The organism is Ramlibacter cellulosilyticus, assembly GCF_014297465.1.
In the GTDB taxonomy this organism is placed as follows: Bacteria; Pseudomonadota; Gammaproteobacteria; order Burkholderiales; family Burkholderiaceae_C; genus Ramlibacter; species Ramlibacter cellulosilyticus.
In genome coordinates this window covers 293,983-319,722 of the sequence record NZ_JACORT010000007.1, presented here as the reverse complement: position 1 = coordinate 319,722, position 25,740 = coordinate 293,983, and the positions used below count along the sequence as shown (strand labels likewise).

The window sequence follows — 25,740 nt, the reverse complement described above, 5'->3', positions numbered from 1 at the left end:
TTCCACCGACGCCACATTTCCGCGGCGTGCTCCGGCGCGAGTCCTCGATCCTTCTTTGCTGTCATTCCGGTCCTCTCTCTCTCAACATCCATGATGTTGCATTGACCGGTTGAGACCGCCGGGGCCCAGGGCTTCCAGAAGTGAAAAAGCGGCCGTTGGCCGCTTTCTCTGGGGAGCCCTGGGTTCCCGCCTTCGCGGGAATGACGAAAGAGGGGCGCGGGAATGACCGGAACGCGGTCAGCGCTTGAACTTCCCGTCCTGCCCGATGATCGACAGATCCGCGAAGTCCAGGCCGGTGTGGTCGTCTGGCGCGTAGCTGACTTCCAGGCCGCCGATGTCGAAGTTGCGCATGTTTTCCAGCGCGGCCTGCAGCTTGGCGCGGTTCGGGTTCGGGCCGGCGCGGCGGAGGCCTTCGACGAGGACCTTGGCGGCGGCGTAGCCTTCCAGCATGGCCGGGGTCAGTTCGGTGTTCTTCTGCTTCGCGAGCGCCATCGCTTCCTTGATGAAGCCGTAGGCGTACGAACGCTCGTACGGGAACACCTGCGTCACGACCACCCCGCGCGCGTTCTCGCCCAGGCTCTTCACGAAGCCGCTCGACGCGTTGTTGGACAGCGTGACCACCTGCGCCGCCGACTTGGCGGCGCGCAGCGCCTTCACGCCGTCGGCCACCGCGTTGCCCGACGCGATCCACACGATCGCCTGGGCTTCCTTGCTCGTGACCTCGGGGATGATCGCCGTGAAATCCGGCTTGAGGCGGTCGGCCTTGATCACCGCCAGCGGCTGGAACCCCGCCTTCTGGAAGCCCTTCTGCGCACCCTCCAGGCCGTCCTTGCCGAACGAATCGTCGGCATAGATCACCGCGATGCGCGTGACGCCCATGGTCTGCAGGTGCGTCACCGCCTTCTCGGCCTCGCGCTGGTAGGTCGCGCGCACGTTGAACACGTGCTTGCGCACCGGGTTGTGCAGCGACATGGCGCCCGTGGACGGCGCGATCAGCGGCACGCCGTGCTGTTCCAGCAGCGGGATCATGCCTTCGCTGTGCGGGGTGCCGCGCACGAGGAAGAGGGCCGTGACGTTCTTTTCCTCGACCAGCACCTTCGCGTTGGCGACGGCGAGCTTGGGATCGAACTTGTCGTCCATGGACAGCAGTTCGATCTTCTGGCCGTTCACGCCGCCCTTGGCGTTGATGGAATCGATCCAGAGCTTGGCGCCGTCGGTGGTTTCCTTCACCCCCGCGGCGACGATGCCGGTGATGCCGGCCGTCTGGCCGATGACGATCTGGGACAGCGCCCAGGCAGGCGCGAGCGCGGCAAGCGCCGCGACGACGATTCTCTTCACGACAGTCTCCTCGGAGGGGGGGGCGTGCTCGACGGCACGTTCGGCGCCAGTGTAGGTGCCTACTCAGCCTTGAGGAAAGGTGTTAGCCCGTACGTTGAAAGGGTTAAGCGGGGCCGACGAGGCGTGCCGGCAACACCTGCCGGAAGGCCGGCACCAGGCCCTGGATCCGTTCGATGGCCTGCGCCTGGCAATGCTGGCTGGCGATCACCTGGAAGACCGCATCCCGCAGCAGCCAGAGCTCCTGCGGGCGTTCGGCCATGTGCAGGCGCCAGCGCACCCGGTCGACCTCGAAACCCTGGCAGTCGTCGAGGACGGCGAGCAGCTGCTCGCGAATGCTCTCCACCCCGGCGGGAGGCGCGCGGAACTGCCATTCGAAGGGGTTGCTGTGGAGCCAGCTGGACCAGGCGGCCATGGGGGAAAGGCGTCGGGGCAGGAGGGACTTCCACGATAGGAGGCCGACCAATGCTGAGCTTGTAGGACGAAACCGATGCCCGTCGTAGGACAGGGATATGGCCCAGCCGGGCGGCACGGCAGTGCACCCCTCCCTAGAATGTTCGGCCTTGTCTCCGGAAGGCCCTCTCTCCATGTCCCAAGGCACGATCCGCATCCGCGGCGCCCGACAGCACAACCTCAAGAATCTCGACATCGACCTGCGCACGGGCGAACTGACCGTCGTGACGGGTCCGAGCGGCTCCGGCAAGTCCAGCCTGGTCTTCGACACGCTCTACGCCGAAGGCCAGCGCCGCTACGTCGAGACTTTCTCCGCCTATGCGCGCCAGTTCCTGGAGCGCATGGACAAGCCCGCCGTCGACCGCGTCGAAGGCGTGCCGCCGGCGATCGCCATCGACCAGACCAACCCGGTGCGGTCGTCGCGCTCCACGGTCGGCACGATGACGGAGCTGAACGACCACCTGAAGCTGCTGTTCGCGCGCGCGGCGCAGCTGTTCGACAAGCAGACGGCGCTGCAGGTGCGGCACGACACGCCCGAGACCATCTACGAGCAGCTGATGGAACGCACGAAGGCCGGCGACCCGCGCCTGGTCGTCACGTTCCCGGTCGAACTTCCCGGCGGCACGACCGCCGAGGAAGTGGAACAGTGGCTCGCAGCGAGCGGCTTCACGCGCGTGCAGGCGGAGCGTGAAGTTTCCACGGTGACGGGCCCGCGCAAGATCCTCGACGTGGTGGCGGACCGCTTCCGCATCCAGGGCGTGGAGAAGGTGCGCGCGATCGAGGCGATCGAGACCGCGCTGCGGCGCGGCGCGGGCCGGCTGTCGGTGTACGCGGGCGATGACGAGGACAAGGAGGTCTGGAAGTTCTCCACCGGCCTGCACTCCCCCGACTCCGACATCCGCTACACGGACCCGGTGCCGTCGATGTTCTCGTTCAACTCGCCCGTGGGCGCGTGCGAGGTGTGCCGCGGCTTCGGCCGCGTCATCGGCGTCGACTACGGGCTCGTGATCCCGAACGACAAGCTCACGCTGCGCGCGGGTGCCGTCAAGACGTTCACGACGCCGGCCTGGTCCGAATGCCAGGACGACATGATGAAGTACGCGGAATCCGCGGGTGTCCCGCGCGACACGCCGTGGTCCAAGCTCACGCCGGAACAGAAGAACTGGGTCATCCACGGCGCGCCCAACTACCGCGAGGGCAACTGGAACCGCCAGTGGTACGGCGTGAAGCGCTTCTTCGAGTATCTCGAGAGCAAGTCGTACAAGATGCACATCCGGGTGCTGCTGTCCAAGTACCGCAGCTACACCCCGTGCGAGACCTGCGGCGGCGCCCGCCTGAAGACCGAGTCGCTGCTGTGGCGCCTGGGGAGCAAGGAAGACGCCGACGCGGTGCTGGAGCCTTCGAAGCGCTTCATGCCCGTGGGCGTGCAGTGGTCGCGCGAGCAGCTCGAGTCGCTGCCCGGCCTGACCGTGCACGACCTGATGCTCATGCCGATCGATCGGCTGCGCAAGTTCTTCGACCGCGTCGAACCGGAAGCGGAGGCGCATGCGGGCGCCGGCGAGCTGCAGGCGCTGAAGCTGCTCTTCGAGGAAATCAACACGCGCCTGAAGTACCTGGTGGACGTGGGCATCGGCTACCTCACGCTGGACCGCCAGAGCCGCACGCTCTCCGGCGGCGAGGTGCAGCGGATCAACCTGACCACCGCGCTCGGCACTTCGCTGGTGAACACGCTGTTCGTGCTCGACGAGCCCAGCATCGGCCTGCACCCGCGCGACATGAACCGCATCACGCAGGCCATGCACCGCCTGCGCGACGCGGGCAACACGCTCGTGGTCGTGGAGCACGATCCCGCGGTGATGGTCGCGGCCGACCGCGTGATCGACATGGGTCCGGGCCCGGGCGAGAAGGGCGGCGAGGTCGTGTTCGACGGCACCGTGTCCGAGCTGCGCAAGGCGGAGACGCTGACCGGCGCCTATCTCGGCGCGCGCAAGCACGTGGGCATGGGCTTCAAGCGGGCGGTCACGGAGTCGACGCCGCGCCTGGTGCTGGAAGGCGCGCGCGAGCACAACCTGCAGGACCTGTCGGTGGAGTTCCCGCTGCAGCGCATGGTGGTGGTCACCGGCGTGTCGGGCTCGGGCAAGTCTTCGCTGGTGCAGGACATCCTGGCGCCGGCCTTGCTGCGCCACTTCGGGCGTGCGACGGAAACGCCCGGCGAGCATGACCGCCTGCTGGGCGCCGACCACCTCGGCGACGTGGTGTTCGTCGACCAGTCGCCGATCGGAAAGACGGCGCGGTCCAACCCCGTGAGCTATGTCGGGGCCTGGGACGCGATCCGCGAGATCTTCGCGACGTCGCCCTTGTCGAAGCAGCGCGGCTACACCGCGGCCAAGTTCTCCTTCAACTCCGGCGACGGGCGCTGCCCCACTTGCGGCGGCTCGGGCTACGAGCACGTGGAGATGCAGTTCCTCTCCGACGTGTACCTGCGCTGCCCCGACTGCGACGGCAAGCGCTACCGCCCGGAGATCCTGGAAGTGACGATCGAGCGGCAGGCGATCGGCTCCGTGGCGCCGCGCGTGCTGAACGTGGCCGACGTGCTGGAGCTCACCGTCAGCGAAGCCGCGACGCTGTTCGCGAACGACCGCGACGTGATCCGCGCGCTGCAGCCGATCGTCGACGTCGGCCTGGAGTACGTGAAGCTGGGGCAGCCGGTGCCGACGCTGTCCGGCGGCGAGTCGCAGCGCCTGAAGCTCGCGGGCTTCCTCGCGGAAGCAGCGCGTACCAGCACGCAGAGCCGCCAGGGCGTGGCGAAGAAGGGCACGCTGTTCCTCTTCGACGAACCCACGACGGGCCTGCACTTCGACGACATCGCCAAGCTGATGCGCGCGCTGCGCAAGCTGCTCGAAGCCGGCAACTCGCTCGTCGTGATCGAGCACAACCTCGACGTGATCCGCGCGGCCGACTGGCTGATCGACCTGGGCCCCGAAGGCGGCGACGGCGGCGGCCTGCTGGTCGCCGAAGGGCCGCCGGAAGAAGTGAAGCTGCATCCGACTTCGCACACCGCACTGGCGCTGCGCGAGTACGACGCGACGCTGGGCTCGGTGGCGGCGGAGCCGCGGCCGAAACTGGAAGCTGCCCCCACGCCGAGGCCGAACGCCATCCAGATCGTCAACGCCAAGGAGCACAACCTCAAGTCGCTCAGCGTCGACATCCCGCACGGCAAGTTCAGCGTGATCACCGGCGTGTCGGGTTCCGGCAAGTCGACGCTGGCCTTCGACATCCTGTTCAACGAAGGGCAGCGCCGCTACCTCGAGTCGCTCAACGCGTATGCGCGTTCCATCGTGCAGCCCGCGGGGAGGCCGGAGGTGGACGCGGTGTACGGCATTCCGCCGACGGTGGCAATCGAGCAGCGGCTGTCGCGCGGCGGGCGCAAGTCCACGGTCGGCACGACGACGGAGGTGTGGCACTTCCTGCGCCTGCTGTACGTGAAGCTGGGCATCCAGCATTGCGTGAACGAGGGCGCGGAAGTGCGGCCGCAGAACCCCGACTCCATCGTGGCGCAGCTCATGAAGCGCTACCGGGGCCAGCACATCGGCATCCTCGCGCCGCTGGTGGTGAACCGCAAGGGCGTGTACACGGAGCTCGCCGACTGGGCGCGGCCGCGCGGCTACACCCACCTGCGCGTGGACGGCAACTTCCTGCCCACCACGGGCTTCCCGCGCATCGACCGCTTCAAGGAACACACGATCGAGCTGCCGGTGTGCGACCTCGACGTGTCGCCCGCCAACGAGGCGCTGCTGCGCGAGAAGCTCAAGCTCGCCCTGGAACATGGCAAGGGCGTGGTGCACGTGCTCGCGCCGCTCGACGAGCTGCGCACGGCCTTCAGCAAGGGCGTGGCCACGCACGCCGGCATCGGCAAGCTGGAGGTCTTCTCCACGCTGCGCGCCTGCCCGGTGTGCGCCACCAGCTACCCCGAGCTGGACCCGCGCCTGTTCTCGTACAACAGCAAGCACGGCTGGTGCCCCGACTGCGTCGGCACCGGCGTGAAGCTCACGCGCGAGCAGCGCAAGGCCTTCGACGACACCATCGTCGCCGGCGGCGAGGACAAGGGCCGCGAGCAGACCTTCGCGGAAGTGGAGGTGGAAGACGTCTCGGACGAAGCCTGCCCCACCTGCCACGGCACGCGCCTCAACGCGCAGGCCCGCGCGGTGCTGTTCGACAAGACGCCGATCTCCGACATCGCGGCGCTCTCCGTGCGCGAGGTGCGCCAGTGGATCGAAGGCCTCTCCACGCGCGACGCGCTGAGCGTGCGCGAGCAGGGCATCGCCCGCGACCTGATCCCCGAGATCCGCTCGCGCCTGGAATTCCTGGAGGAGGTGGGCCTGGGCTACCTCACGCTCGACCGCGGCGCGCCCACGCTCTCGGGCGGCGAGGCGCAGCGCATCCGGCTGGCGGCGCAGCTCGGCTCCAACCTGCAAGGCGTCTGCTACGTGCTGGACGAGCCCACGATCGGCCTGCACGCGCGCGACAACCAGATCCTGCTGGACGCGCTGCACAAGCTGGGCGACAAGGGCAACACGCTGGTGGTCGTGGAGCACGACGAGGACACCATCCGGCGTGCCGACCACATCATCGACATCGGTCCCAGCGCCGGCAAGCGCGGTGGCCGCGTCATCGCGCAAGGCACGGCGGAGGAAGTGACGCAGGTGGAGGATTCGCTCACCGGGCGCTACCTGCTGCACGCGATGAAGCATCCGCTGCGCCCGCGGCGCCTCGTCGACGCGATGCATGACCGCGAGCCGATCGGCATCCCCGTCGCGGAAACACCCGCGGCCGTCGTGAAGGGCAAGAAGCCGCGCTCGCTGCTGGCGCAGATCGCCAGCGCGCTGCCGCAGCCCGAGACCGGGCCGACGGGCTTCCTGCGCCTGAAGGGCGCGGACCTGCACAACCTGGACGACGTGGACATCGACGTGCCGCTCAAGCGCCTCGTCGTCGTCACCGGCGTGTCGGGATCGGGCAAGTCCACGCTGGCGCGCGACGTCCTGCTGCAGAACGTGCAGTCGGTCGTGCAGCAGCGCTCGACCAAGGCGGGGCGCGATGCCGACGCCGCCGGCAAGCGCCCGAAGTGGGCGGGCGCGAAGTCGCTGGACGGCTACCAGTCCATCGACCGCGTGCTGGAGGTGGACCAGACCCCGATCGGCAAGACGCCGCGCTCCTGCCCGGCGACCTACATCGGCTTCTGGGACACCATCCGCAAGCTGTTCGCGGACACGCTGGAGGCGCGGGCGCGCGGCTACGGGCCGGGCCGCTTCTCCTTCAACACCGGCGAAGGCCGTTGCCCGCTGTGCGAAGGCCAGGGCGTGCGCACCATCGCCATGAGCTTCCTGCCGGACGTGAAGGTGCCTTGCGAGGCCTGCCACGGCGCGCGCTTCAACCCGGAGACGCTGGCCGTCACCTGGCGCGGCAAGAACATCGGCGAGGTGCTGCAGATGGAAGTGGACGAGGCGGTGGAGTTCTTCGCCGCCATGCCGAACATCAGCCATCCGCTGCAGTTGCTGCGCGACGTGGGCCTGGGCTACCTCACGCTGGGGCAGCCGTCACCGACGCTGTCGGGCGGCGAGGCGCAGCGGATCAAGCTGGTGACGGAGCTGTCGAAGGTGCGCGACGACGTCACGCGCCGCGGGCAGAAGGCGCCGCACACGCTGTACGTGCTGGACGAGCCCACGGTGGGCCTGCACATGGCGGACGTGGAGAAGCTGATCCGCGTGCTGCACCGCCTGGTGGACGGCGGCCACAGCGTGGTCGTGATCGAGCACGACCTCGACGTGATCGCCGAAGCGGACTGGATCATCGACCTCGGGCCGGACGGCGGCTCCGCCGGCGGCAAGGTGGTGGCGGCCGCACCGCCGGAAGAGGTGGTGCGGCTGGGCACGCATACGGGGAAGGTGCTGGCGCCGGTGCTGGCGCGGTGACGCGCGGATTCGCTGGGGTGCGCGTTCGCGCAACCCAGCCTACGGTGCGCGTTCGCGCAACCCAGCCTACGGTGCGCGTTCGCGCAACCCAGCGTACGCGCGTGGATGGGTAGGCTGGGTTTCGCGTCAGCGAACCCCAGCGTTGGCGCCTACCAGTGGTACCCGAACCCCAGCGTCAGCCCATCCACCTTGTGCCCGCTCTGGTTCGAATACCGCATCCAGTCCAGCCCCACGTACATGCGCGGGTTGAAGCGGTAGTTGGCGCCGATGCCCCAGGCGAAGTCGTTGTCGCTCTGGTCCTGGCCCTGGATGAGGTTGTTGTTCGTCGAGGCCGCGCGCACCTTCGTGTGCGCGTAGCCGAGGCGCGCGAACAGCTCCGCCTGCTGCACCAGGTAGCGCGGCTTCAGGAAGAGGCCGTACATGTTCTTCAACTCGAATTCGACGTTGGTGGGCACGCCGTTGACGGACACGCCCTTGTTGTCGTCGTTCACGCCGCCGGCCAGCATGAATTCGCCCGCGAACATGGGGTGGAACTCCCATCCGAGGATGCCGCGGATGGCGGAGGGGCGCCCGCTGGTCCCCGCGGCGTCGATCTTGAGCCAGGTGTAGCCGAGCTCGCCGTACACCTGCGAGGCGGACGGCATCATCATCTGGGCGTGGGCGCTGCCCATCGCCACGAGTGCGGCAGCTGCCGCGAGAGTCAAGCGTTTCATTTCAGGAATCCTGTGGTCGTTCGGGGAAGGGCTCGGAGGGGAGCCGGGACCAGTGTCGGACTGCCGCGCTCGCTGGGGCTATTGGACGAAAGGGCAAGCGCGTCGGCCGCGCAACACCGCACGAACGGAAACAGGAAGGCCCGCGCGCGGCGGGCCTGTGCAGGGCAGGGAGGCGTCCTCAGAAGCGATAGCGGAAGTTCACGGACCAGCCGTCGACCTTGGTGTCGCCCTTGTCGTAGTAGACGGTGTAGTCCAGCCCCACGCCCATGCGCGGGTTGAACATGTAGTTGGCGCCCAGGCCCCAGGAGAAGTCGTCGTCGCTGTCGCTGCCGCTGCTGCTCAGGCCGAGCGCGGAGACGGACGCCTTCACCTTGCTCTTCGCCCAGCCGAGGCGCGCGAACAGTTCGACCTGGTTGTTCCAGGTGTACTTCGGCTTCGCGTAGATGCCCCAGGAGTGTTCCAGCTTCACGTTCACGTTCGTCGGCACGCCGAACACCGCGACGTTGGTGTCGTCGTCGTTGACGCCGCCCATCAGCATCAGCTCGGCGCCGAGGTAAGGATGGAAGTCGTAGCCGAGGATGCCGCGGATGGCCTGCGGGCGCACCGAGAAGTCGCCGCCATCGATGTGCAGGAAGGTGTACCCGAGTTCACCGTAGGCATTGGACATCGAGAACTGCTGGGCGTGGGCGGTGCCCAGCATGGCGAGGGCGGCCGCGGCCGCGATGGCGAGTCGTTTCATTGCGTTCCCTTGGATGGTTGGTGGGCTTGTTCTGGCACCCCGGAGAGGGTTGCTCCAGTGTCCGCAGGCGGAGCCGGGAACGTCAACACGGCAGGAAGCCGCCGCGTAGCCTTGGCGCCACAATGGGGCATGCTCGTTTTCCATAACGATAGACACGCCCTGCACCACGGCCGCCACGAGATGTTCCGCGGGCAGCTGGTGCCCTGCTTCGAGGTGCCCGCCCGCGCGGACTACGTGCTGCAGGAGGTCCGCTCGCGCGGGCTCGGTCCGGTGCAGGGCGCGCCCGACGCGCCCCTGGAGGTGTTCGAGCGCATCCACGCGCCGCGCTACCTGCAGTTCCTGTCGACCGCCTGGCAGGAGTGGGTGGCGCTGGACCCGTCGAACGCGGAGCGGGATGCCCTGCCTTCCTACTGGCCGATCCGCACCTTCCGCAGCGACGTGCTGCCGGCCAGCTTTCCGGCGCGCATGGGCCTGTTCTCGTACGACGCCGGGTCGCCGATCACCGCGGGCACCTGGGAGGCGGCGCGCCAGGGCGCGTCCTGCGCGGTGGCCGGGGCGCGGTCGCTGCTGCAAGGCGAGCGCTGCGCCTTCGTCCTGACCCGGCCGCCGGGGCACCATGCGGGCCACGACTTCTTCGGCGGCTACTGCTTCCTGAACAACGGGGCCATTGCCGCGCAAGTCCTGCGCGACGGCGGCCTGCAACGCGTGGCCGTCCTGGACATCGACTACCACCACGGCAACGGCACGCAGGCGATCTTCTACGAGCGTGCCGACGTCTTCTTCGCCAGCGTGCACGGCGACCCGCACACGGAATACCCTTACTACCTCGGCTACGCGGACGAGCGCGGCGCGGGCGCGGGACTCGGGTGCAACCTCAACCTGCCGCTGCCGCGCGGGACCGGGTTCGATCGCTGGCGCCAGGCGATGGCCGACGCATTGCAGGCCATCGCCGCGTGGCGGGCCGAAGCGCTGGTCGTGTCACTCGGCCTCGACACCTTCGCGGGCGATCCCATCGCGGGCTTCACGCTGGCGGGCGACGACTACCTGCGCATCGGCGAGGACCTGGCGGCTGCGGGCCTGCCGACCCTGTTCGTGTTCGAAGGCGGGTATGCCGTGGCGGAAGTCGGGGTGAACGCGGTGAACGTCCTGGAAGGTTTCGCCCAGCGCGCGCGCTGAGTCACCATGGCGACCGGCGGCGCGGGACACTCCCGATGCGCGCCGGCACGCGCCTGCGGTGGAATGGACGGGTTTTTCGACGCTAACCCTCCAGGAGTCCCGATGCGCCGTCGCCACCTCGTCCAGCTCGCCGCCGCCACCCTCGCGGTCGCGAGCCTGGGTGTCCAAGCCCAGTCCTTTCCCGCCAAGCCGATCAAGCTCGTGATCGCCTTCCCGGCGGGCGGGCCCACCGACATCACCATGCGGCAGCTCGCCGACAACGCCGGCAAGATCCTGGGCCAGCCGGTGGTGGTCGAGAACAAGCCGGGCGCCGCCGGCTCGCTGCCCGCGCAACTGCTGCAGACTTCTGCCCCTGACGGCTACACGCTCGCGCAGATCCCGCTGGGCGTGTTCCGGCTGCCGTACACGACCAAGATCAACTGGGATCCGGTCAAGGACATCAGCTACGTCATCAACGTCACCGGCTATGCCTTCGGCATCGCGGTGCCCGCGGACAGCCCGTTCAAGAACTGGAACGACTTCGTCGCGTACGCGAAGGCGAACCCCGGCAAGCTGAGCTACGGCTCCACCGGCACGCTGACCAGCCCGCACCTCACCACCGAGCTGATCGCCCAGAAGCTCGGCATCCAGCTGAACCACATCCCGTACAAGGGCAGCGCGGACCTGGCGACGGCCATCGGCGGCGGCCACATCATGGCCATGGCCGACTCCACGGGCTTCGCGCCGCTGGTGCAGGCCGGCAAGGTGCGCGTGCTGAACACCTGGGGCGAGAAGCGCCTGGAGAAGTTCCCGGACGTGCCCACGCTCAAGGAGCTGGGCCTCGACGTCGTGCAGAACTCGCCTTTCGGCATCGGCGCGCCGCGTGGCACGCCGCCCGAGGTCGTGAAGAAGCTGCACGACGCCTTCAAGCAGGCGATGGAGGAGCCGAGCTACCAGCGCGCGCTGGCCGGCTACGACATGGTGCCGATCTACATGGACTCCGCGCAGTACACGCGCTTCGCGCAGGAAACCTTCGCGCGCGAAAAGGCGCTGATCGAGAAGCTCGGGCTGGCCAAGCCGAACTGAGCGTAGTCGCCGTCCGACGCGCGCAAGCGCCGCCGCGGCCAGCACGGCCGCGCGCGGCGCGGCACCATGGGCAGCGAGGCCACGCCCATGCCCAAGAAATTCCACAAGCCCCTGGTGTGGCTGCCAGCCTGCCACCGCAACCTGGACCTGGATGACCCCGGCGGCTACAGCGTGCTCGCGGACCGCTACGCGCTGGCCGTCACCCAGCTCGGGCTGCAGCCGGTGCTGTACCCGATGGCGCAGGCGGAGGACATCCCCTGCCTGCTGCCCCTCGTCGACGGCGTGCTGCTCACCGGCTCGCCCTCGAACGTGGAGGCGACGCACTTCGGCGCCACCGCCCTGAGCACCGACCTGCTGGACCCGCGCCGCGACCAGCTCACCATGCACCTCGTGCGCGAAGCGCTCGCCAAGGAGGTGCCGCTGTTCGGCGTCTGCCGCGGGCTGCAGGAGATCAATGTGGCCCTGGGCGGCAGCCTGTACCAGTCGGTGCACGGCGAAGAGGGCATGCTGGACCACCGCGAACCCGAGGACGAGGACCTCGCGGTGCAGTTCGCCGAGCGCCACGACGTGCTGCTGGAACCCGGCAGCGCCTTTGCCGAATGGGCCGGCGGCACCCGCGCGCGCGTGAACTCGCTGCATGGCCAGGGCATCAAGCGGCTGGGCGAAGGCCTCGTTGCCGAAGCGCGCGCGCCGGACGGCTTGGTGGAAGGCGTGCGCGTGCAGGGCGCCGGTGCTTTCGCGTACGCCGTGCAGTGGCATCCCGAGTGGCGCCACGACCAGCATCCGTTCTACCAGCGCACGCTGGAAGCCTTTGCGCAGGCCTGCCGCGACTACCGCGAACGGAAGGAGGATTGATGCCGGAGACCCACGCGGTGCCGCTGGTCTGGGTGGTGGCGAGCCACCGCGAGCTCACCAACCCGTCCGGGCACACGCAGCTGTACACCGTGGTCGACGAGGCGGGGCAGCGCACGCTGCTGAACATGGGCCTGCAGCCGGTCTGCCTTCCGCGCGTGCCGCCGGAGCGGGTCGAAGCCATGCTTGCCTCCGTGGACGGCATCCTGCTGGGCGGCTCCGACACCAACGTGAATCCGCGCCTGTTCGGCGAGGAGCCCGCGCGCGAGGAATTCGAGATCGACCACGAGCGCGATGACCTCGCCCATCCGCTCATCCGCCTCGCTGTCGCGCGCCAGGTGCCGGTCCTCGGCTTCTGCCACGGCTGCCACGACATCAACGTCGCGATGGGCGGCAGCCTGCACCAGTGGCTGCGCGACATGCCGGGCGTGGTGAAGCACTGGGAGGACCCGGACGAAACGCTGGACGAGCAGTACGTGGAGCGCCACTTCGTGACCTGCACGACCGGCGGCGCGCTGGAGCGCATCACGGGGATGCACCGATTTCCCGCGAGCTCGCTGCATTCGCAGGGCGTGAACCGCCTCGGCGATGGCCTCGTCGCCGAAGCGCACGCCGACGACGGCCTCGTGGAAGCCTTCCGCTGGCACGACGAGGCTTCCTTCTGCTGGGGCTTCCAGTTCCACCCGGAATGGGGCTGGCGCTGGCACCCGGCCTACGGACGCATCATGAATGCGTTCGTGCGCGCGTGCTGGGAGCGGCTGGCGAGGAGGACGGGGGTGAAGGAAAGGCCGTTGACGCCGATCGTGGCCTGAAACCGGGGCCCGCTCGCCGCCCGTAGGCTGGGTTGCGCGTATGCGCACCCCAGCAACCCCGCGCGATCGCTGGGGTTCGCTGGCGCGAAACCCAGCCTACGAACCGAGCCGGGAATGACGGGCCGCGAGAATCGCCCGCGCCACCTCCGCGAACCCCGCTCCCCGCTCCGACGGCGTCACGTACCGCGGCTTGTGCGCCAGCTGCGCCTCGAACCGCCGGATGTTCGCGACGCCCACGCTGTGCGGGAAGTGTTCGAACATCAGCACGTCGTTCGTCGAATCTCCCACGTACACCCAGCGCTGCAGCTCCGCATCGAGGTCGCGCCCGAGCAGCTCGCGCACGACCCAGCGCGCGCCGGCCAGTTTGTGGTGGCCGCCGTACCAGCCGTTGACGTGGATGGAGCTCACCGTCGCGTTCATGCCTTCGCTGCGCATGATCGCGACGACCTGGTCGATCGCGTCCTGGGGCAGGTGCGTGAACTCGCTGTGGTCGATGGCGATGTCGGTCTCGCGGCCGTCGCTGTCGCGCGAGAGGGTGGCGCCGGGCACCTCGCGCACGATGCGGCGGGCGACCTCCTGCATGCGCGCGTAGTTCGTGGCGCGCTCCGCCGCGTCCTGGATGTACAGCTTGCGCAGCTTGCCGCCTTCGCGCGTGAGAGCGACGGACCCGTTCTCGGCCACGATCGCATCCACCGGCCACGCCAGAGCGAAGGGTTCGCTCCAGCCCACGGGACGGCCGGTGATGGGGATGACGTGCAGCCCCGCATCCGCAAGCGCTGCGAGCGCCTGCAGCACGTCGGGCGTCACGGCGCCTTCCGTCGTGAGCGTGTCGTCGATGTCGGTCAGCACGCCGGCGATCCCGGCGCGGTCCTGCGCCGGCCAGGTGGCCAGCGGCTGCATGGGGCGCGGGCTCAACGCTGGTCCGGCCGCAGCAGGCGACCCGCCCAGGCGGGACGTCGCGGACTTTCCTGCGTCGTGATCGGCGTGGCGGCGCTCTGCAGGCCGCCCGTGGCCGTGCCGGCGGGGCATTGGCCGTTGTCGATGTAGAACTTCGCCGCGGTGAGCAGCGGGTCGGACGCGCTGCCGGCGCCTGCCGTGGCGTTGTCCTGCACCTCGCACGTCGGCCGGAAGCCGGTGGTGTAGTCGCCGAAGCCCTTCGCGTTGGTGCCCTGGAACTCGATGGGGAAGAACGCCCAGCCGCAGTTGTTCTTCTGGCGGAAGCCGTAAGGCTTGCCGCAGGTCGTGGTGCCGATGCGGACCACCTGCACGCCGATGCCCTGCAGCGCGTTGATGATCGACTCGCTCGCCGAGCAGGTCTGCCCCGTGGTGAGCACGAACACGCGCGGCAACCCGAGCTGCGGCAGCGGGCTGCCGACCGGGTGCTGGGTCTCCGCGAACTGCACGGTGCTGGAGAAGAACAGCGTGCTCGCGTTGCTTTCCGCCGTGCGCTTGTCGTTGTAGCGCAGGCGCTCGAACACCTGCCCGCTGCTGCCGGGGCCCGTGACCATGGAAGCGGCCGTCAGCGCGATGTAGAGGAAGCCGCCGGAGTTGCGGCGCAGGTCCAGCACGAGGTCCTGCGCGCCCGCGTCGCGCACCTGCTGGAAGGCGGCGATCAGCTGGTCCTGCGCGCCGACGTCGTGGTCGGTGAACTGGATGTAGCCGAAGCGGCGCCCGCTGCCGGTGCTGTCGGTGAACACCAGCGGCACGAAGGTGCCGGTGCCCGCCGAAAGCAGCTGCGTGGCATCGAACTGCAGGGCGGCCTGCGCCAGCACGTCGCTGGCCTGCGAGGCCGGCAGCACGGCGCTGAAGCGGTCCTTGGGCTGGCCGTTGGCGTCCGGCGTGCGCACCAGCAGCGCGTTGAAGTAATCCGGGATGTTGCTGTACGCGGCGGCGTTCACCTCCGGCACTTCGTTGTACCAGAGGTAGACCTCGTCGAGGTACGAGCGCACGAAGCGCTTCTGCGTCGGCAGGTCGCAGATGCCCTCGAACTGGGTGGAGGCACCGAAGCGCGCCGAAGGCGGCGGCCCCAGGGTGGAGGACCCGCCGCCGTCGCCTCCCCCGCCGCCGCAGCCGGCCAGCAGCCAGGCGGCCGTCGCGCAGGCGGCCAGGGAACGGAACAGGGCGTGCTTCTTCATGGTGTGCTTCTCCCGTCGACGGCGCATTATCGCCACGCCGCGCGCGGGGAGGGACGCCTCACGAGGCGCTTTGCAGCGCCAGGCCCGCGTGTTCGCGTAACAGGTGGAAATGGATCTTCGGGAAACGTTCCTGCGCCAGGCGCACGTCGTACGGCGAGGTGCACAGGAAGGCGAGCGCGTTCGCCGCGTCGAGCGCGAGGCGCTGGGGATAGGCGTCGGTGAAGGCCTTGAGCTCGGCCGGCGTGTCCGCCGTGATCCACCGGGCGCCCGTGTACGGGCAGCTTTCCAGCCGCACGTCGCAGTCGTACTCGGTCTTCAGCCGGTGCTGCACCACCTCGAACTGCAGCTGGCCGACGGCACCCAGCAGCATGGGGCCGCCGACCTCCGGCCGGAACACCTGGATCGCGCCTTCCTCTCCGAGCTGCTCCAGCCCCTGCTGCAGCTGCTTGGTGCGCAGGGGGTTCTTCAGCACGACGACCTGGAACAGTTCCGGCGCGAAGAAAGGCAGGCCGGTGTACTGCAGGCTCACCGAGCCGTCGGTGATGGTGTCGCCCAGCTGCACGCCGCCGTGCGTGGTGAAGCCGATGATGTCCCCCGCGTACGCCTCGTCGACCGCTTCGCGCCGCTGCGACATGAAGGTCACGACCGAGGTGGGCCGCAGTTCCTTGCCCGTGCGCTGCACCTTCAGCTTCATGCCGGGCGTGAACTTGCCGGACGCCATGCGCACGAAGGCGATGCGGTCCCGGTGCGACGGGTCCATGTTGGCCTGCACCTTGAACACCACGCCGGAGAAGGCGGTGTCGTCCGGCTGCACCGTGCGCTCCACCACCTGGCGGTTCACCGTCGCGTTGCTCTTGCGCGGCTGCGGCGGGGGGGCGAGGTCCACCAGCGCGTCCAGCACTTCCATGACGCCGAAGTTGTTGACGGCGGAACCGAAGAAGACGGGTGTCTGCTTCGCCGCGAGGAAAGCGGGGTGGTCCCATTCCGGCGAGGCGCCGGTGGCGAGCTCCATGCTCTCGGCCGCGGCGTCGTACTCGGGGCCGAAGCGCTGCTGCAGCGTGGCGGCGTCGGACAGCGGGATCGTGTCGAAGTCCTGCGGGCGGCGCTCGCTGCCGGACTCGAACACCGTCATCGCCTGCGTGCGCAGGTTCATGATGCCTCCGAACAGCTTGCCCTTGCCGACCGGCCAGGTCATGGGAACGCACGGCATCCCCAGCTCGCGCTCGACCTCGTCGAGGATGTCGAGCGGGTCGCGCACCTCGCGGTCCATCTTGTTGACGAAGGTGATGATGGGCGTGTCGCGCTGGCGGCAGACCTCGATCAGGCGCTTCGTCTGCGCTTCCACGCCGTTCGCGGCGTCGATCACCATCAGCGCCGCGTCCACGGCCGTCAACACGCGGTAGGTGTCTTCGGAGAAGTCCTTGTGGCCGGGCGTGTCGAGCAGGTTGACGACGTGGTCGCGGTACAGCATCTGCATGACGGACGAGGCCACCGAGATGCCGCGCTGCTTCTCGATCTCCATCCAGTCCGAGGTGGCGTGGCGCGAAGCCTTGCGGCCCTTCACCGCGCCCGCGATCTGGATCGCGCCGGAGAACAGCAGCAGCTTTTCCGTCAGCGTGGTCTTGCCCGCGTCGGGGTGGGAGATGATGGCGAAGGTGCGGCGGCGCCGGACTTCGGCGCCAAAGGGCGAGGCGGACAAGGGGGGCTCCGGAATTGCAAACGGCCGGGCTTGGACGCACGGCCGCACAGATCCCTCTATTGTGCCTGTCTTGCCTCCCCCAAGAGGTGGAGATCGGCGCAAGCCACTTGTGACATGCTGGGCGCGCAAAGAGGAGCTAGACATGAAGGCGTCTCGCTGCGTGCCGCCCCTGACGACGCCCGAGCAGACATATCGTCGGACGTTCGTGCTTCTCGCCATCACCGCGCTCATCGTCCCCGGCGACGCTGCCGCCATTGCATGCGTCGTCCCGACGGCTGCCTCGAGCCGGCTGGTCGCCCGTTTTCCTGCCGGTCAGGGCCCTCCCACCATTCTGCTGGAGCAGAACGGCCTCTTCAGCGTGTCTGAGACGGGCGACATCGCAAAGCGGGAGGGTAACTTCGACAAGGTGAAGGATTCCTTCTGGCTGGGCAAGCAACTCGTCTTCACAGCGAGCAACGGGCTGTACCGCCTGGATGAAGAGGGCCGGTCGTCCTTGCTCGTCTCCAGCCTGTCGACTCCAGAGATTGTCCAGGGCGGCCGATCGACCCGCGGAGTGTGGGTTGTGGTGGACGGTCAGCTGTATCGCATCAGTCCGGATGCAGGTCTGAACCGGGTCACGCTTCCGCCCGATGTGGCCCGCGTTAGCGCATTCGGTTCATTTGCAACTTCTGCCGGGATGCTGATACGCGATCTCCCCGGTACCGCCAGCTACTGGGTGGCAGAGTCTGGCAAGGTGAGCAAACTGCCTGGCTCGATCGGGCGATCGGGTTCCATGAGCAGTTCGGGAGACCTGATCCGCCAAACTGACGATCTGGGCTCCTACATCATCCTCCCCAACGGGTTGCGGTTGGCCAGTACCTTGCCCGTCGTCGGGCGGGTTCTGGATGCGGCGGTCGACCGCTTCGGGGTGCTCTTGAGCTCGGAGAACGGCGTATTTGCCGTGTCACCCGCTGGCGAAATCAAGCCTTTTCCGCTCGGCGACATCGGCGGGTTCGAAGCGTTCATCAAGAATGGAGATGAACTTCTGATTCGGGGCGCCTCCGGGCTGGCCGTCCGTACTGGCATGTTTCAGCTGGGTGCCGTCGGTGGGCCGGCCCTCGGGAAGATCCACGCTGTCGAAACCTTTCCCGGAGCGCTCCTTCTGGCCTCGCAACAGGGTGTGTTCCGGCGGGTGCCCGGTACGACGATGGAGCAAGTACTTTCCGTGGAACTTCCGGCGAATGCCCGACTGCACAGGGCCGGGTCGGACGCCTATGTCAACGCCGGCAACTTGCTCTATTCCATTTCGCAGGCGGGCAAGGTGATAAAGGTCGAGGGCGTCGAGGGAGCCTTAAAGAGCGTGTCTGCCATCCCGGGCGGCGTTCTGGCGCATGGGGAATCCGGCACGTATGTCATCCACGAGGGAAGTGCCACACGATTGCCTGCCGAAGCCGGCGATGTGATGAATGCCCATGTGTTGGGACGCGACATTCTGCTGGAGTCCAAGGTGGGCGTGGGCCTGCTTGATGGAGCCGGAACGTACCGCATCATCGGAAACCTTGAGGGATCGCTCAGCGCGGCGAGCAGAATCGGCAAGCGGATCCTGATCGGAACGAAAGAGGGGAATCTGTACCGGACGCTAGAGAACGGGCAGCTTGCGCCGGTGGCCGGAGTGCGAGGCACCCGTGTCAGCGGAATCTTCCCACTCAAGAGTCCCTTGGATTCGGCCCACGTCCTGTACGACGCCGGATTGTTCAAGTACATCGACGCGCCGTTGAACGATGGCGACCTGACCTTCACCATGCCTCCTCGGGTGCGGCACACGAGGGGCTCCGACCTACAGGTCGCGTGGCGCACGATCGCAGACCGGCACCCGTGCCTCGGCGTCGAGGGTGCATTCCGGACGGTAGCGAAGCTGTATCGCGACGGTGTCGAGGTGGGCGCAGCGTCGATCCTGCGGCCCGAGGGGGCTAATCCGGGTCAGGCATCCGCCATCGTGAACGGGGAGAAGCTGGGAGAGAGCGGTGACTACCTGGTGGAAGTCTCGCTCCAGGACCCGGCCGAGCCGAGGTTCGGCAGAGGTTTCCGGACACCCGTGTTCACGCTCGAGAGAACTTGGCAGCAAGCAGCGCAGGATCTCGTGGCCGCTGGTGCGCTATCGACCGCGTTCCTCGGTGCCTTGGCTAGCGCCGCTCTCCTCTGGGGCGCGAGAAGAAACCGCTGGTGCTTCGAGTTCCTCACCGCTCCGAACTGGGAGGCGCTGAAAGTCTGGTACAGGCCAGTCATCTTCCATGTTCGCCCGCTCAGGCTATGGCTGCTGGCCGCCTATTTCGATCGGAGGCGAGCTCTGATCATGGCGCGTGGCAACGCAGACGCACAAGGCGCCTACGTTCCAGTGCAGTTGCTGGAGCGCCGAAATCCAGTCAGCTGGTCGAACGAGATTCACAAGGAACTGGTCGAGGGGAGACCTCTCTGGATCCAGGGCGAGGCCGGAACAGGAAAGTCCGAACTGGTCTCCGCGTTCGAGCGAGCGTTCTACTCGACCGGATCATGGGAGCAGGCCATACGCGAGTACGGATTCATGCCCATCGTGGTCCGCGCACGCGATTTCCCGGACACACCGGACACGCCCGATGCGCCGTGGGCGGCGGAGATGGCGCGCCATCAGTTCTCCTCGGTCGGGTTGCAGGTGCAGGACGCGGCGTTCTTCTATCGCCTTCTCCGCACCGGCGATGTGTGTCTCGTCATCGATGGAATGAACGAAGTGGATCGCGATGCCGCACTCCAGCGGTACTGCAACGTCGTGGGATCCTCCGTCAGGCTTCTGGCGACTTCGCAGTCCCTGCCAAGAGCTTGGGACATCCGATGTCTCATGCTCCCCGTTTTCGACCGTGCACTCATTTCTTCCTTGCTCGTCAACATGCTGGGACAGGAGGCGGGCGAACGTACGATCGCGCAGCTCAACGAGCAACTCGTGGCGAGTGTTCGCTCCGGGTACGACGTCCAGCTCATCGCGCAATGTGTGCAGTCGGGAAAGCGGCTTCCACGGACCCGCCTGCAGCTCTATGACGCTGCATACGAAGAGGGGTTGCAGGGCGCCGCAGTGCCTGAGGTGGTCGACGGCGCGCTCGCGAACGTGGCTTGGGACATGTTCCTGAGCGGGGACCGCCGGTTTACGGAGTCCGCAGCACTGCCCGCAGGATTGTTGGAGCCCATGGCTGCGGCTCGCATCGTCGTGCGGCGCGCGGCCGCGTTCGAGTTCCGTCACGACCTCATGCGCGCGTACGTGGCTGCCCGGCGGGTCGTCTACGTCGCGGAGGACATCCGAAGCACCCTCGCGCTGCTGGATACCCCGAAGCTTTGGGAAGGTACGGCCGTGAGGCCCGGGGATCGTCGTGAGCTCGTTGCCTTTATCTGTGCAATGGCGCGACGCACGGACCTGCAGCTCCTCAGGGACTTCGCGGAACAGGAGATCGAGAACCGATCGGTCCTGTTCAAGGCTGCAAGGAATGCGTCGCTCCTGGATCGGCCAGCAGGAGATGCGCTTGGCGGCAGTGTCTGACCCGTCTGCGCGTGCCAGCGGTGTACGGTTTGGCATGGGTACGAGCAAGGACGAGGTCACGCTGGAGATTGGCGGCCGGGAGGTGGTGATCACCCACCCGGACAAGCTGCTCATCGCCTCCGCCAACGTGCGGAAGATCGACCTCGTGAACTATTACCTGGCTGTTGCCGAAGGCGCCTTGCGCGGCGCGGGGGGCCGGCCCTGCATCCTGGTGCGGTATCCGAACGGCGTCGACGACGAGTTCTTCTTCCAGAAGCGGGCCCCCACCAAGCGGCCGGACTGGCTGGAGGTGGCGGAGATCCGCTTCCCCTCCGGCCGCAGCGCCGAAGAGGTGGTGCCGCGGCATCCGGCCGACCTGGCGTGGATGGCCAACCTCGCCTGCCTGGAACTGCATCCCCATCCCGTGCGCGCCGAGGACCTGGACCATCCCGATGAGCTTCGCGTGGACCTGGACCCGGTGCCCGGCGTCGAGTGGCCGCAGATCGTGCAGGTGGCCGACGTCGTGCACGAGGTGCTGACGGAGCTGGGGCTCAAGGGCTGGCCCAAGACCTCCGGCTCCCGCGGCATCCACGTGCTGGTGCGCATCGAGCCGCGCTGGACTTTCGACGAGGTACGGCGCGCGGCCCTGGCGCTGGCCCGCGAGGTGGAGCGGCGGGCGCCCACCCTCGCGAGCAGCAAGTGGTGGAAGGAAGAGCGCCGCGGCGTCTTCGTCGACTACAACCAGAACGCGAAGGACCGCACCGTCACGTCCGCGTACTCGGTGCGGCCGAAGCCGGACGCGCGCGTCTCGGCGCCGGTGACGTGGAAGGAGCTGGCCGCGTGCAACCCGGCCGACTTCACGCTGCATACGATGCCGGAGCGCTTTCGCCGCATCGGCGACCCGCATGCGGACATCGATCACTGGCGCTGCTCGCTCGAGCCGCTGCTCGCGCTGGCCGACGCGCAGGGCGAGGGCGATGCGCCCTGGCCGCCGCACTACCGCAAGGCGGCCGGCGAGCCGCGGCGCGCCCCGCCTTCGACCGCGCCCCGCGTGAAGAAGCCGCTGATCGAGGTGGCGCGCAGCGAGCGCGAAGCCGAGGCGGTGGCGGCGGCGGAAGAGTGGAAGGCGAAGCATCCCAGGGCGGCTGCGCACCTGGAGCCGGCCGACGTGCTGGTGGACCGCATGCGCGGCAGGTCCTCGCTCTGGTACCGCGTGCGGATCAACCTGGAGCACGTGCCGGCGCGGCTGCGGCCGAAGTCGGACAAGCCGACGTAGGGGGGCTTGCTGGGGTGTGCTGCGCGCAACCCAGCCTACGGAATTCGCACACTGCGAGCGCCGTAGGCTGGGTTGCGCGACAGCGCACCCCAGCGATGCACAACCACCCCTCGTCCGTGTATCCCCCATCCGGGCGCACCCTGATGCACCTGCCCGGACCCGGTGCAACACTGGCCGTCCTCGCACAGGGAGGCTCGCATGCGCAGTTCTGTCCCGGGTCTGGTCTTCGCCTTCGCGCTCGCCGCGGGGGCCCTTCCTGCGGCCGCGCAGGGCCAGCCGCACGCGTACCCCACGCGCCCCGTGAAGCTGGTCGTGCCCTTCGCCCCCGGTGGCTTCACCGACGTGGTGGCGCGCATCCTGGGGCAGAAGCTGTCGCAGTCCCTGGGCCAGCAGTTCGTGATCGAGAACAAGCCCGGCGCCGGCTCCACCATCGGCAGCGACCTGGTCGCGAAGTCGCCGCCCGACGGCTACACGCTGCTGATGGTGTCCAGCACGCACGTGATCAGCCCCTGGATCTACAAGAGCCTGCCGTACGACCCCGTCAAGAGCTTCACCGTGGTCGGCAAGCTGGTCGATTCGCCCTACGTGCTCCTCGTGCACCCGAAGGTGCAGGCGAAGAACGTGCAGGAGTTCATCGCGCTCGCGAAGGCGGCGCCGGAGACGATCCACTATGCGTCCTCGGGGAACGGCAGCGCCCAGCACCTCATGGGCGGCCTGTTCGCCGCCATGACGGGCGCACCGCTCAAGCACGTGCCTTACAAGGGCAGTTCGGGCGCTGCGCAGGACCTCGTCGCCGGCACCGTGGAAAGCAGCTTCGCCGGCGTGCCGAACGCGCTCGCGCAGGTGCCGCAAGGCCGGCTCAAGGCGCTGGCCGTCACGACGGCCAGGCGCGCGCCGCAGCTGCCCGACGTGCCCACGATGCAGGAGGCCGGCGTCTCGGGCTACGCGGCCTCCGTGTGGCTCGCGCTGCTGGCGCCGGCCGGCACGCCGCCGGAAATCGTGGCGAAGTTGAACACGGAGGTCGCGCGGCTGATGGCCGCACCCGACACGCAGAAGGCCTTGTTCGACGCCGGCGTGGAGCCGACGCCGTCCAGCCCCGAGGAGATGTCCGCCTACCTGGTCGACGAACTCGCGCGCTGGGGCAAGGTGGTCAAGGAAGCCGGCATCAAGCTGGAGTGAGCTTCAGGGATACACCTGCGCCGGCTGCGTGAGGAACGCGTGCAGCAGGTGGTAGACGTTGCGGTAGTTCTTCTGCTGGAAGCTGGCATGCGAGATGCCCTTCATCACGGAGAACTGCTTGTCCTGGTGCGGCAGCTTCATGAAGAAGGCGATCAGGTCCTCCACGCTGGCGATGCCGTCCCACTCCCCGCGCAGGATCAGCGTCGGCACGTTGATCTTCTCCGGATCCACCAGCGGCAGCTTCGAGCACATGTCGACGTAGGTTCCGGTCGGCATGGAGTCGTCCAGCGTCAGGATGGCCTGCGCGAAGGCATCGATCACCCGGTCTTCCGCCGTGCCGGGATGGTCGCGGTTGAAGATGCTGTAGACGAAGTCGCGGTCGATCTTCCTGCGGTTGCCCGCCGTCCACTCCGCCATCTTCTGGCGCCGCTTCTCCAGCGTGGGGCTGCCGTCGCCGGTCCACACGAAGGCGTCGAGCGCGAGCCGCGCCACGCGTTCCGGATGCTGCTGCGCGAAGAGGGCCCCCTTCAGCGCGCCGGAGGAGATGCCGTAGACCATCAGCTTGTCGCTGCGCGCCCGCTCCAGGATGTAGGCGCTGCCGGCGGCGAGGTCTTCCGCGCCGTTGACGATGCCGAAGTTGATGGCCCGGTGCTTGCTGGACCGCCCGTAGCCCTCGTTGTCCATGGTCCACGTGTCGAAGCCGCGGGCGCGGAACCAGTCCATCGCCGAGGAGTCGGGGCGGCCGGGCACCGCCAGGTCGAAGGTCGGCTGCGAGGCCATCGACGAACCGTGCACGAACAGGATCGTGCCCTGGAACGGCACGCCCGGCGCGGCCGGCTTGTGCCAGAGGAACAGCTCCACCTCCCCGCCCAGGCGGCTGGTCCAGTGCGTCTCGCCGCCGCTCCAGCGGACGTCGTTGCCGGGGACGCCGGAGGAATGGTCGGTGGGCATGCGGGGCTCTCCTCGTGGTGGACGCGACGGCGCATCTTCCCGGCGGTGCGCGGCCGGCGCATCCCGGCGAACCCTTAGCGCGAAGCCCGTACATTGCGGGCCATGGCTGGCAAGGAACTCCACCGCTGCACCTGGGCCCAGGGCGACGACGCCCTCATGGCGCGCTACCACGACGAGGAATGGGGCGTGCCGCAGCACGACCCGCGGATGCTCTGGGAGATGCTGGTGCTGGAAGGCTTCCAGGCGGGGCTTTCGTGGCGGACCATCCTGCACAAGCGGGAGGCGTTCCGCAAGGCCTTTGCGGGGTTCGACCCGGACAAGGTGGCGCGCTTCGGCGAGAAGCAGGTCGCGAAGCTGCTGGAGGACCCGGGGATCATCCGGTCCCGGGCGAAGATCGAGGCTGCGATCGGGGCGGCGCGGATCTACTGCGGGATGCGGGACGCCGGGGAATCGTTCGACGCTTTCTGCTGGTCGTTCACCGACGGGAAGGTGATCGTCGGCGACGGCCGGCACGTGCCCGTGAGCACGCCGAAGTCCGAGGAGATCTCGAAGGAACTGAAGCGGCGCGGGTTCAAGTTCGTGGGGCCGGTGATCGTGTATGCGTGGATGCAGGCGGTGGGGATCGTGGACGATCATGCCGTCGATTGTTTTCGGCGGCGTGAAACGCTGGGGTGAGCTTCGCTCAACCCAGCCTACGGAGACGCGACGCCGTGTACATGCGGAACGGGACGCGCGCGGCCCGTAGGCTGGGTTGCGCGCACGCGCACCCCAGCGCTGCACCTCAAGCCCCGAACACCTTCGCCAGCTCGAACGGCGTCGTCACTTCCAGCTGGTCGTAGCGGCAATCCTCCGGCGGCTTGTCCGGGCGCCAGCGCAGGAACACCGCCGCGTGGCGGAAGCGGTTGCCCTGCAGGTGGTCGTACTTGACCTCGCACACGCGCTCCGGCCGCAGCGGCTCCCAGCTCAGGTCCTTGCCGCCGCTCCAGCGGCTCTGCGCGCCCGGCATGCGCTGCGCGTCGCCGGTGACCGCGCCCGCCCATTCGCGCCAGGGATGGTCCTGCAGCGCATCCTTGCGCAGCGGCTCCAGCTCCTGCGCCAGCTGCTTGCGCATGTCCATGGTGAACGAGGACGTGACGCCCACGTGCTGCAGGACGCCGGCGTCGTCGTGCAGGCCGAGCAGCAGCGAGCCGACCGCGTCGTCGCGGTCCTTGTACCAGCGGAAGCCCGCCACCACGCAGTCGGCGCTGCGCACGTGCTTGATCTTCAGCATCGCCCGCTTGCCGGGCTGGTAGGTCGCGGACTCCAGCTTGGCGATCACGCCATCGAGGCCCGCGCCTTCGAACTCCTGCAGCCAGCGCTCCGCTTCGGCGCGGTCGCGCGTCACCGGCGTGAGGTGCAGCGGCGGCCTGGCCTTTCCGAGCAGGCGCTCCAGGCGCGCGCGGCGCTCCGACTGCGGCAGCTCCATCGTCGACTTGCCGCCGGCCGCCAGCAGGTCGAAGGCCACGAAGCTCGAGGGCGTCTCCTTCGACAGCCTCGCGACGCGCGAGGCGGCGGGGTGCAGGCGCATCTGCAGCGCGTCGAAGTCCAGCCCGCGCGGCGTCGCGACCACGATCTCGCCGTCCAGCACGCAGCCCTTGGGCAGCGCGTCGTGCAGGGCTTTCTCCAGCTCGGGGAAGTAGCGGTTCAGCGGCCGCAGGTCGCGGCTCTGCAGGTAGGTCTGTTCCGCGCCGCGGAAGACCAGGGCGCGGAAGCCGTCCCACTTGGGCTCGAAGAGGAAGCCGGGCTCGGCCGGCAGGACGTCGGCGATCTTGGCCAGCATCGGTTCGATCGGGGGGGCGGGTTGGGCAATGGCCATGCCGCTTTGTA

General features: G+C 68.4%; 18 protein-coding genes. 9 read left to right on the top strand and 9 right to left on the bottom strand.

Going from position 1 to position 25,740, the window contains the following annotated elements:
* Nucleotides 1-237: 237 nt before the first annotated feature.
* Both H8N03_RS17640 and H8N03_RS17635 read right to left on the bottom strand, forming a co-directional pair.
* On the bottom strand, nucleotides 238-1,338 hold the full coding sequence (locus H8N03_RS17640; protein WP_187077513.1) for an ABC transporter substrate-binding protein: 1,101 nt from the start codon (nucleotides 1,336-1,338) through the stop codon (nucleotides 238-240).
* A gap of 103 nt (nucleotides 1,339-1,441) precedes the next feature.
* Nucleotides 1,442-1,750, bottom strand: coding sequence for a hypothetical protein (locus tag H8N03_RS17635; RefSeq protein ID WP_187077512.1), 309 nt, complete (start codon nucleotides 1,748-1,750; stop codon nucleotides 1,442-1,444).
* A gap of 172 nt (nucleotides 1,751-1,922) precedes the next feature.
* On the opposite strand from H8N03_RS17635, the gene uvrA reads away from it, so the two are divergent.
* The gene (gene uvrA / locus H8N03_RS17630; protein ID WP_187077511.1) at nucleotides 1,923-7,757 is read left to right on the top strand and encodes an excinuclease ABC subunit UvrA; all 5,835 of its coding nucleotides are present in this window, start codon (nucleotides 1,923-1,925) and stop codon (nucleotides 7,755-7,757) included.
* A gap of 149 nt (nucleotides 7,758-7,906) precedes the next feature.
* Here uvrA and H8N03_RS17625 read toward each other — a convergent pair whose 3' ends face one another.
* Together H8N03_RS17625 and H8N03_RS17620 are read right to left on the bottom strand one after the other, a co-directional pair.
* On the bottom strand, nucleotides 7,907-8,470 hold the full coding sequence (locus H8N03_RS17625; RefSeq protein WP_187077510.1) for an outer membrane beta-barrel protein: 564 nt from the start codon (nucleotides 8,468-8,470) through the stop codon (nucleotides 7,907-7,909).
* A gap of 178 nt (nucleotides 8,471-8,648) precedes the next feature.
* Nucleotides 8,649-9,209: an outer membrane beta-barrel protein gene (locus H8N03_RS17620; RefSeq protein WP_187077509.1), complete on the bottom strand. Its 561-nt coding sequence runs from the start codon at nucleotides 9,207-9,209 to the stop codon at nucleotides 8,649-8,651.
* A 129-nt stretch (nucleotides 9,210-9,338) separates the two neighbouring features.
* Between H8N03_RS17620 and H8N03_RS17615 the strand changes: the two genes are divergently transcribed.
* The 4 genes from H8N03_RS17615 to H8N03_RS17600 all read left to right on the top strand — a co-directional run bounded on the left by H8N03_RS17615 (nucleotide 9,339) and on the right by H8N03_RS17600 (nucleotide 13,114).
* The gene (locus tag H8N03_RS17615; RefSeq protein WP_187077508.1) at nucleotides 9,339-10,385 is read left to right on the top strand and encodes a histone deacetylase family protein; all 1,047 of its coding nucleotides are present in this window, start codon (nucleotides 9,339-9,341) and stop codon (nucleotides 10,383-10,385) included.
* Between the two features lie 102 nt (nucleotides 10,386-10,487).
* The gene (locus H8N03_RS17610) at nucleotides 10,488-11,450 is read left to right on the top strand and encodes a Bug family tripartite tricarboxylate transporter substrate binding protein (protein WP_187077507.1); all 963 of its coding nucleotides are present in this window, start codon (nucleotides 10,488-10,490) and stop codon (nucleotides 11,448-11,450) included.
* Between the two features lie 87 nt (nucleotides 11,451-11,537).
* Nucleotides 11,538-12,305: a gamma-glutamyl-gamma-aminobutyrate hydrolase family protein gene (locus tag H8N03_RS17605; protein WP_187077506.1), complete on the top strand. Its 768-nt coding sequence runs from the start codon at nucleotides 11,538-11,540 to the stop codon at nucleotides 12,303-12,305.
* A complete protein-coding gene (locus H8N03_RS17600; protein WP_187077505.1) occupies nucleotides 12,305-13,114 on the top strand; it encodes a gamma-glutamyl-gamma-aminobutyrate hydrolase family protein in 810 nt (269 codons plus the stop codon). Before H8N03_RS17605 ends, H8N03_RS17600 begins: the two co-directional genes overlap by 1 nt.
* 96 nt (nucleotides 13,115-13,210) lie before the next feature.
* Here the strand turns inward: H8N03_RS17600 and H8N03_RS17595 are convergent, their stop codons facing one another.
* The 3 genes from H8N03_RS17595 to H8N03_RS17585 are packed head-to-tail and all read right to left on the bottom strand — an operon-like array spanning nucleotide 13,211 to nucleotide 16,948.
* Complete coding sequence (locus H8N03_RS17595) at nucleotides 13,211-14,014, bottom strand: HAD-IIB family hydrolase (RefSeq protein WP_187077504.1); 804 nt, start codon at nucleotides 14,012-14,014, stop codon at nucleotides 13,211-13,213.
* Between the two features lie 11 nt (nucleotides 14,015-14,025).
* Nucleotides 14,026-15,249 (bottom strand): S41 family peptidase, encoded by a 1,224-nt coding sequence (locus H8N03_RS17590; protein WP_187077503.1) that lies wholly within the window; start codon nucleotides 15,247-15,249, stop codon nucleotides 14,026-14,028.
* A 58-nt stretch (nucleotides 15,250-15,307) separates the two neighbouring features.
* Nucleotides 15,308-16,948: a peptide chain release factor 3 gene (locus H8N03_RS17585; RefSeq protein WP_255428265.1), complete on the bottom strand. Its 1,641-nt coding sequence runs from the start codon at nucleotides 16,946-16,948 to the stop codon at nucleotides 15,308-15,310.
* A gap of 142 nt (nucleotides 16,949-17,090) precedes the next feature.
* Here H8N03_RS17585 and H8N03_RS17580 point away from each other — a divergent pair, with 142 nt between their 5' ends.
* From H8N03_RS17580 to H8N03_RS17570, 3 genes are all read left to right on the top strand, one after another.
* Nucleotides 17,091-20,489 (top strand): NACHT domain-containing protein, encoded by a 3,399-nt coding sequence (locus tag H8N03_RS17580; RefSeq protein ID WP_187077501.1) that lies wholly within the window; start codon nucleotides 17,091-17,093, stop codon nucleotides 20,487-20,489.
* Between the two features lie 34 nt (nucleotides 20,490-20,523).
* Complete coding sequence (gene ligD / locus H8N03_RS17575; RefSeq protein ID WP_187077500.1) at nucleotides 20,524-21,744, top strand: non-homologous end-joining DNA ligase; 1,221 nt, start codon at nucleotides 20,524-20,526, stop codon at nucleotides 21,742-21,744.
* A 198-nt stretch (nucleotides 21,745-21,942) separates the two neighbouring features.
* The gene (locus tag H8N03_RS17570; RefSeq protein ID WP_187077499.1) at nucleotides 21,943-22,923 is read left to right on the top strand and encodes a tripartite tricarboxylate transporter substrate binding protein; all 981 of its coding nucleotides are present in this window, start codon (nucleotides 21,943-21,945) and stop codon (nucleotides 22,921-22,923) included.
* A gap of 3 nt (nucleotides 22,924-22,926) precedes the next feature.
* Here H8N03_RS17570 and H8N03_RS17565 read toward each other — a convergent pair whose 3' ends face one another.
* Nucleotides 22,927-23,874: an alpha/beta hydrolase gene (locus tag H8N03_RS17565; RefSeq protein ID WP_187077498.1), complete on the bottom strand. Its 948-nt coding sequence runs from the start codon at nucleotides 23,872-23,874 to the stop codon at nucleotides 22,927-22,929.
* 102 nt (nucleotides 23,875-23,976) lie between these two features.
* On the opposite strand from H8N03_RS17565, the gene H8N03_RS17560 reads away from it, so the two are divergent.
* Entirely contained in the window at nucleotides 23,977-24,549 is a 573-nt protein-coding gene (locus H8N03_RS17560; protein WP_187077497.1) for a DNA-3-methyladenine glycosylase I, read from the top strand.
* A 106-nt stretch (nucleotides 24,550-24,655) separates the two neighbouring features.
* On the opposite strand, the gene H8N03_RS17555 is transcribed toward H8N03_RS17560, so the two are convergent.
* Nucleotides 24,656-25,729, bottom strand: coding sequence for an ATP-dependent DNA ligase (locus tag H8N03_RS17555; RefSeq protein WP_187077496.1), 1,074 nt, complete (start codon nucleotides 25,727-25,729; stop codon nucleotides 24,656-24,658).
* Between the last annotated feature and the right edge of the window lie 11 nt (nucleotides 25,730-25,740).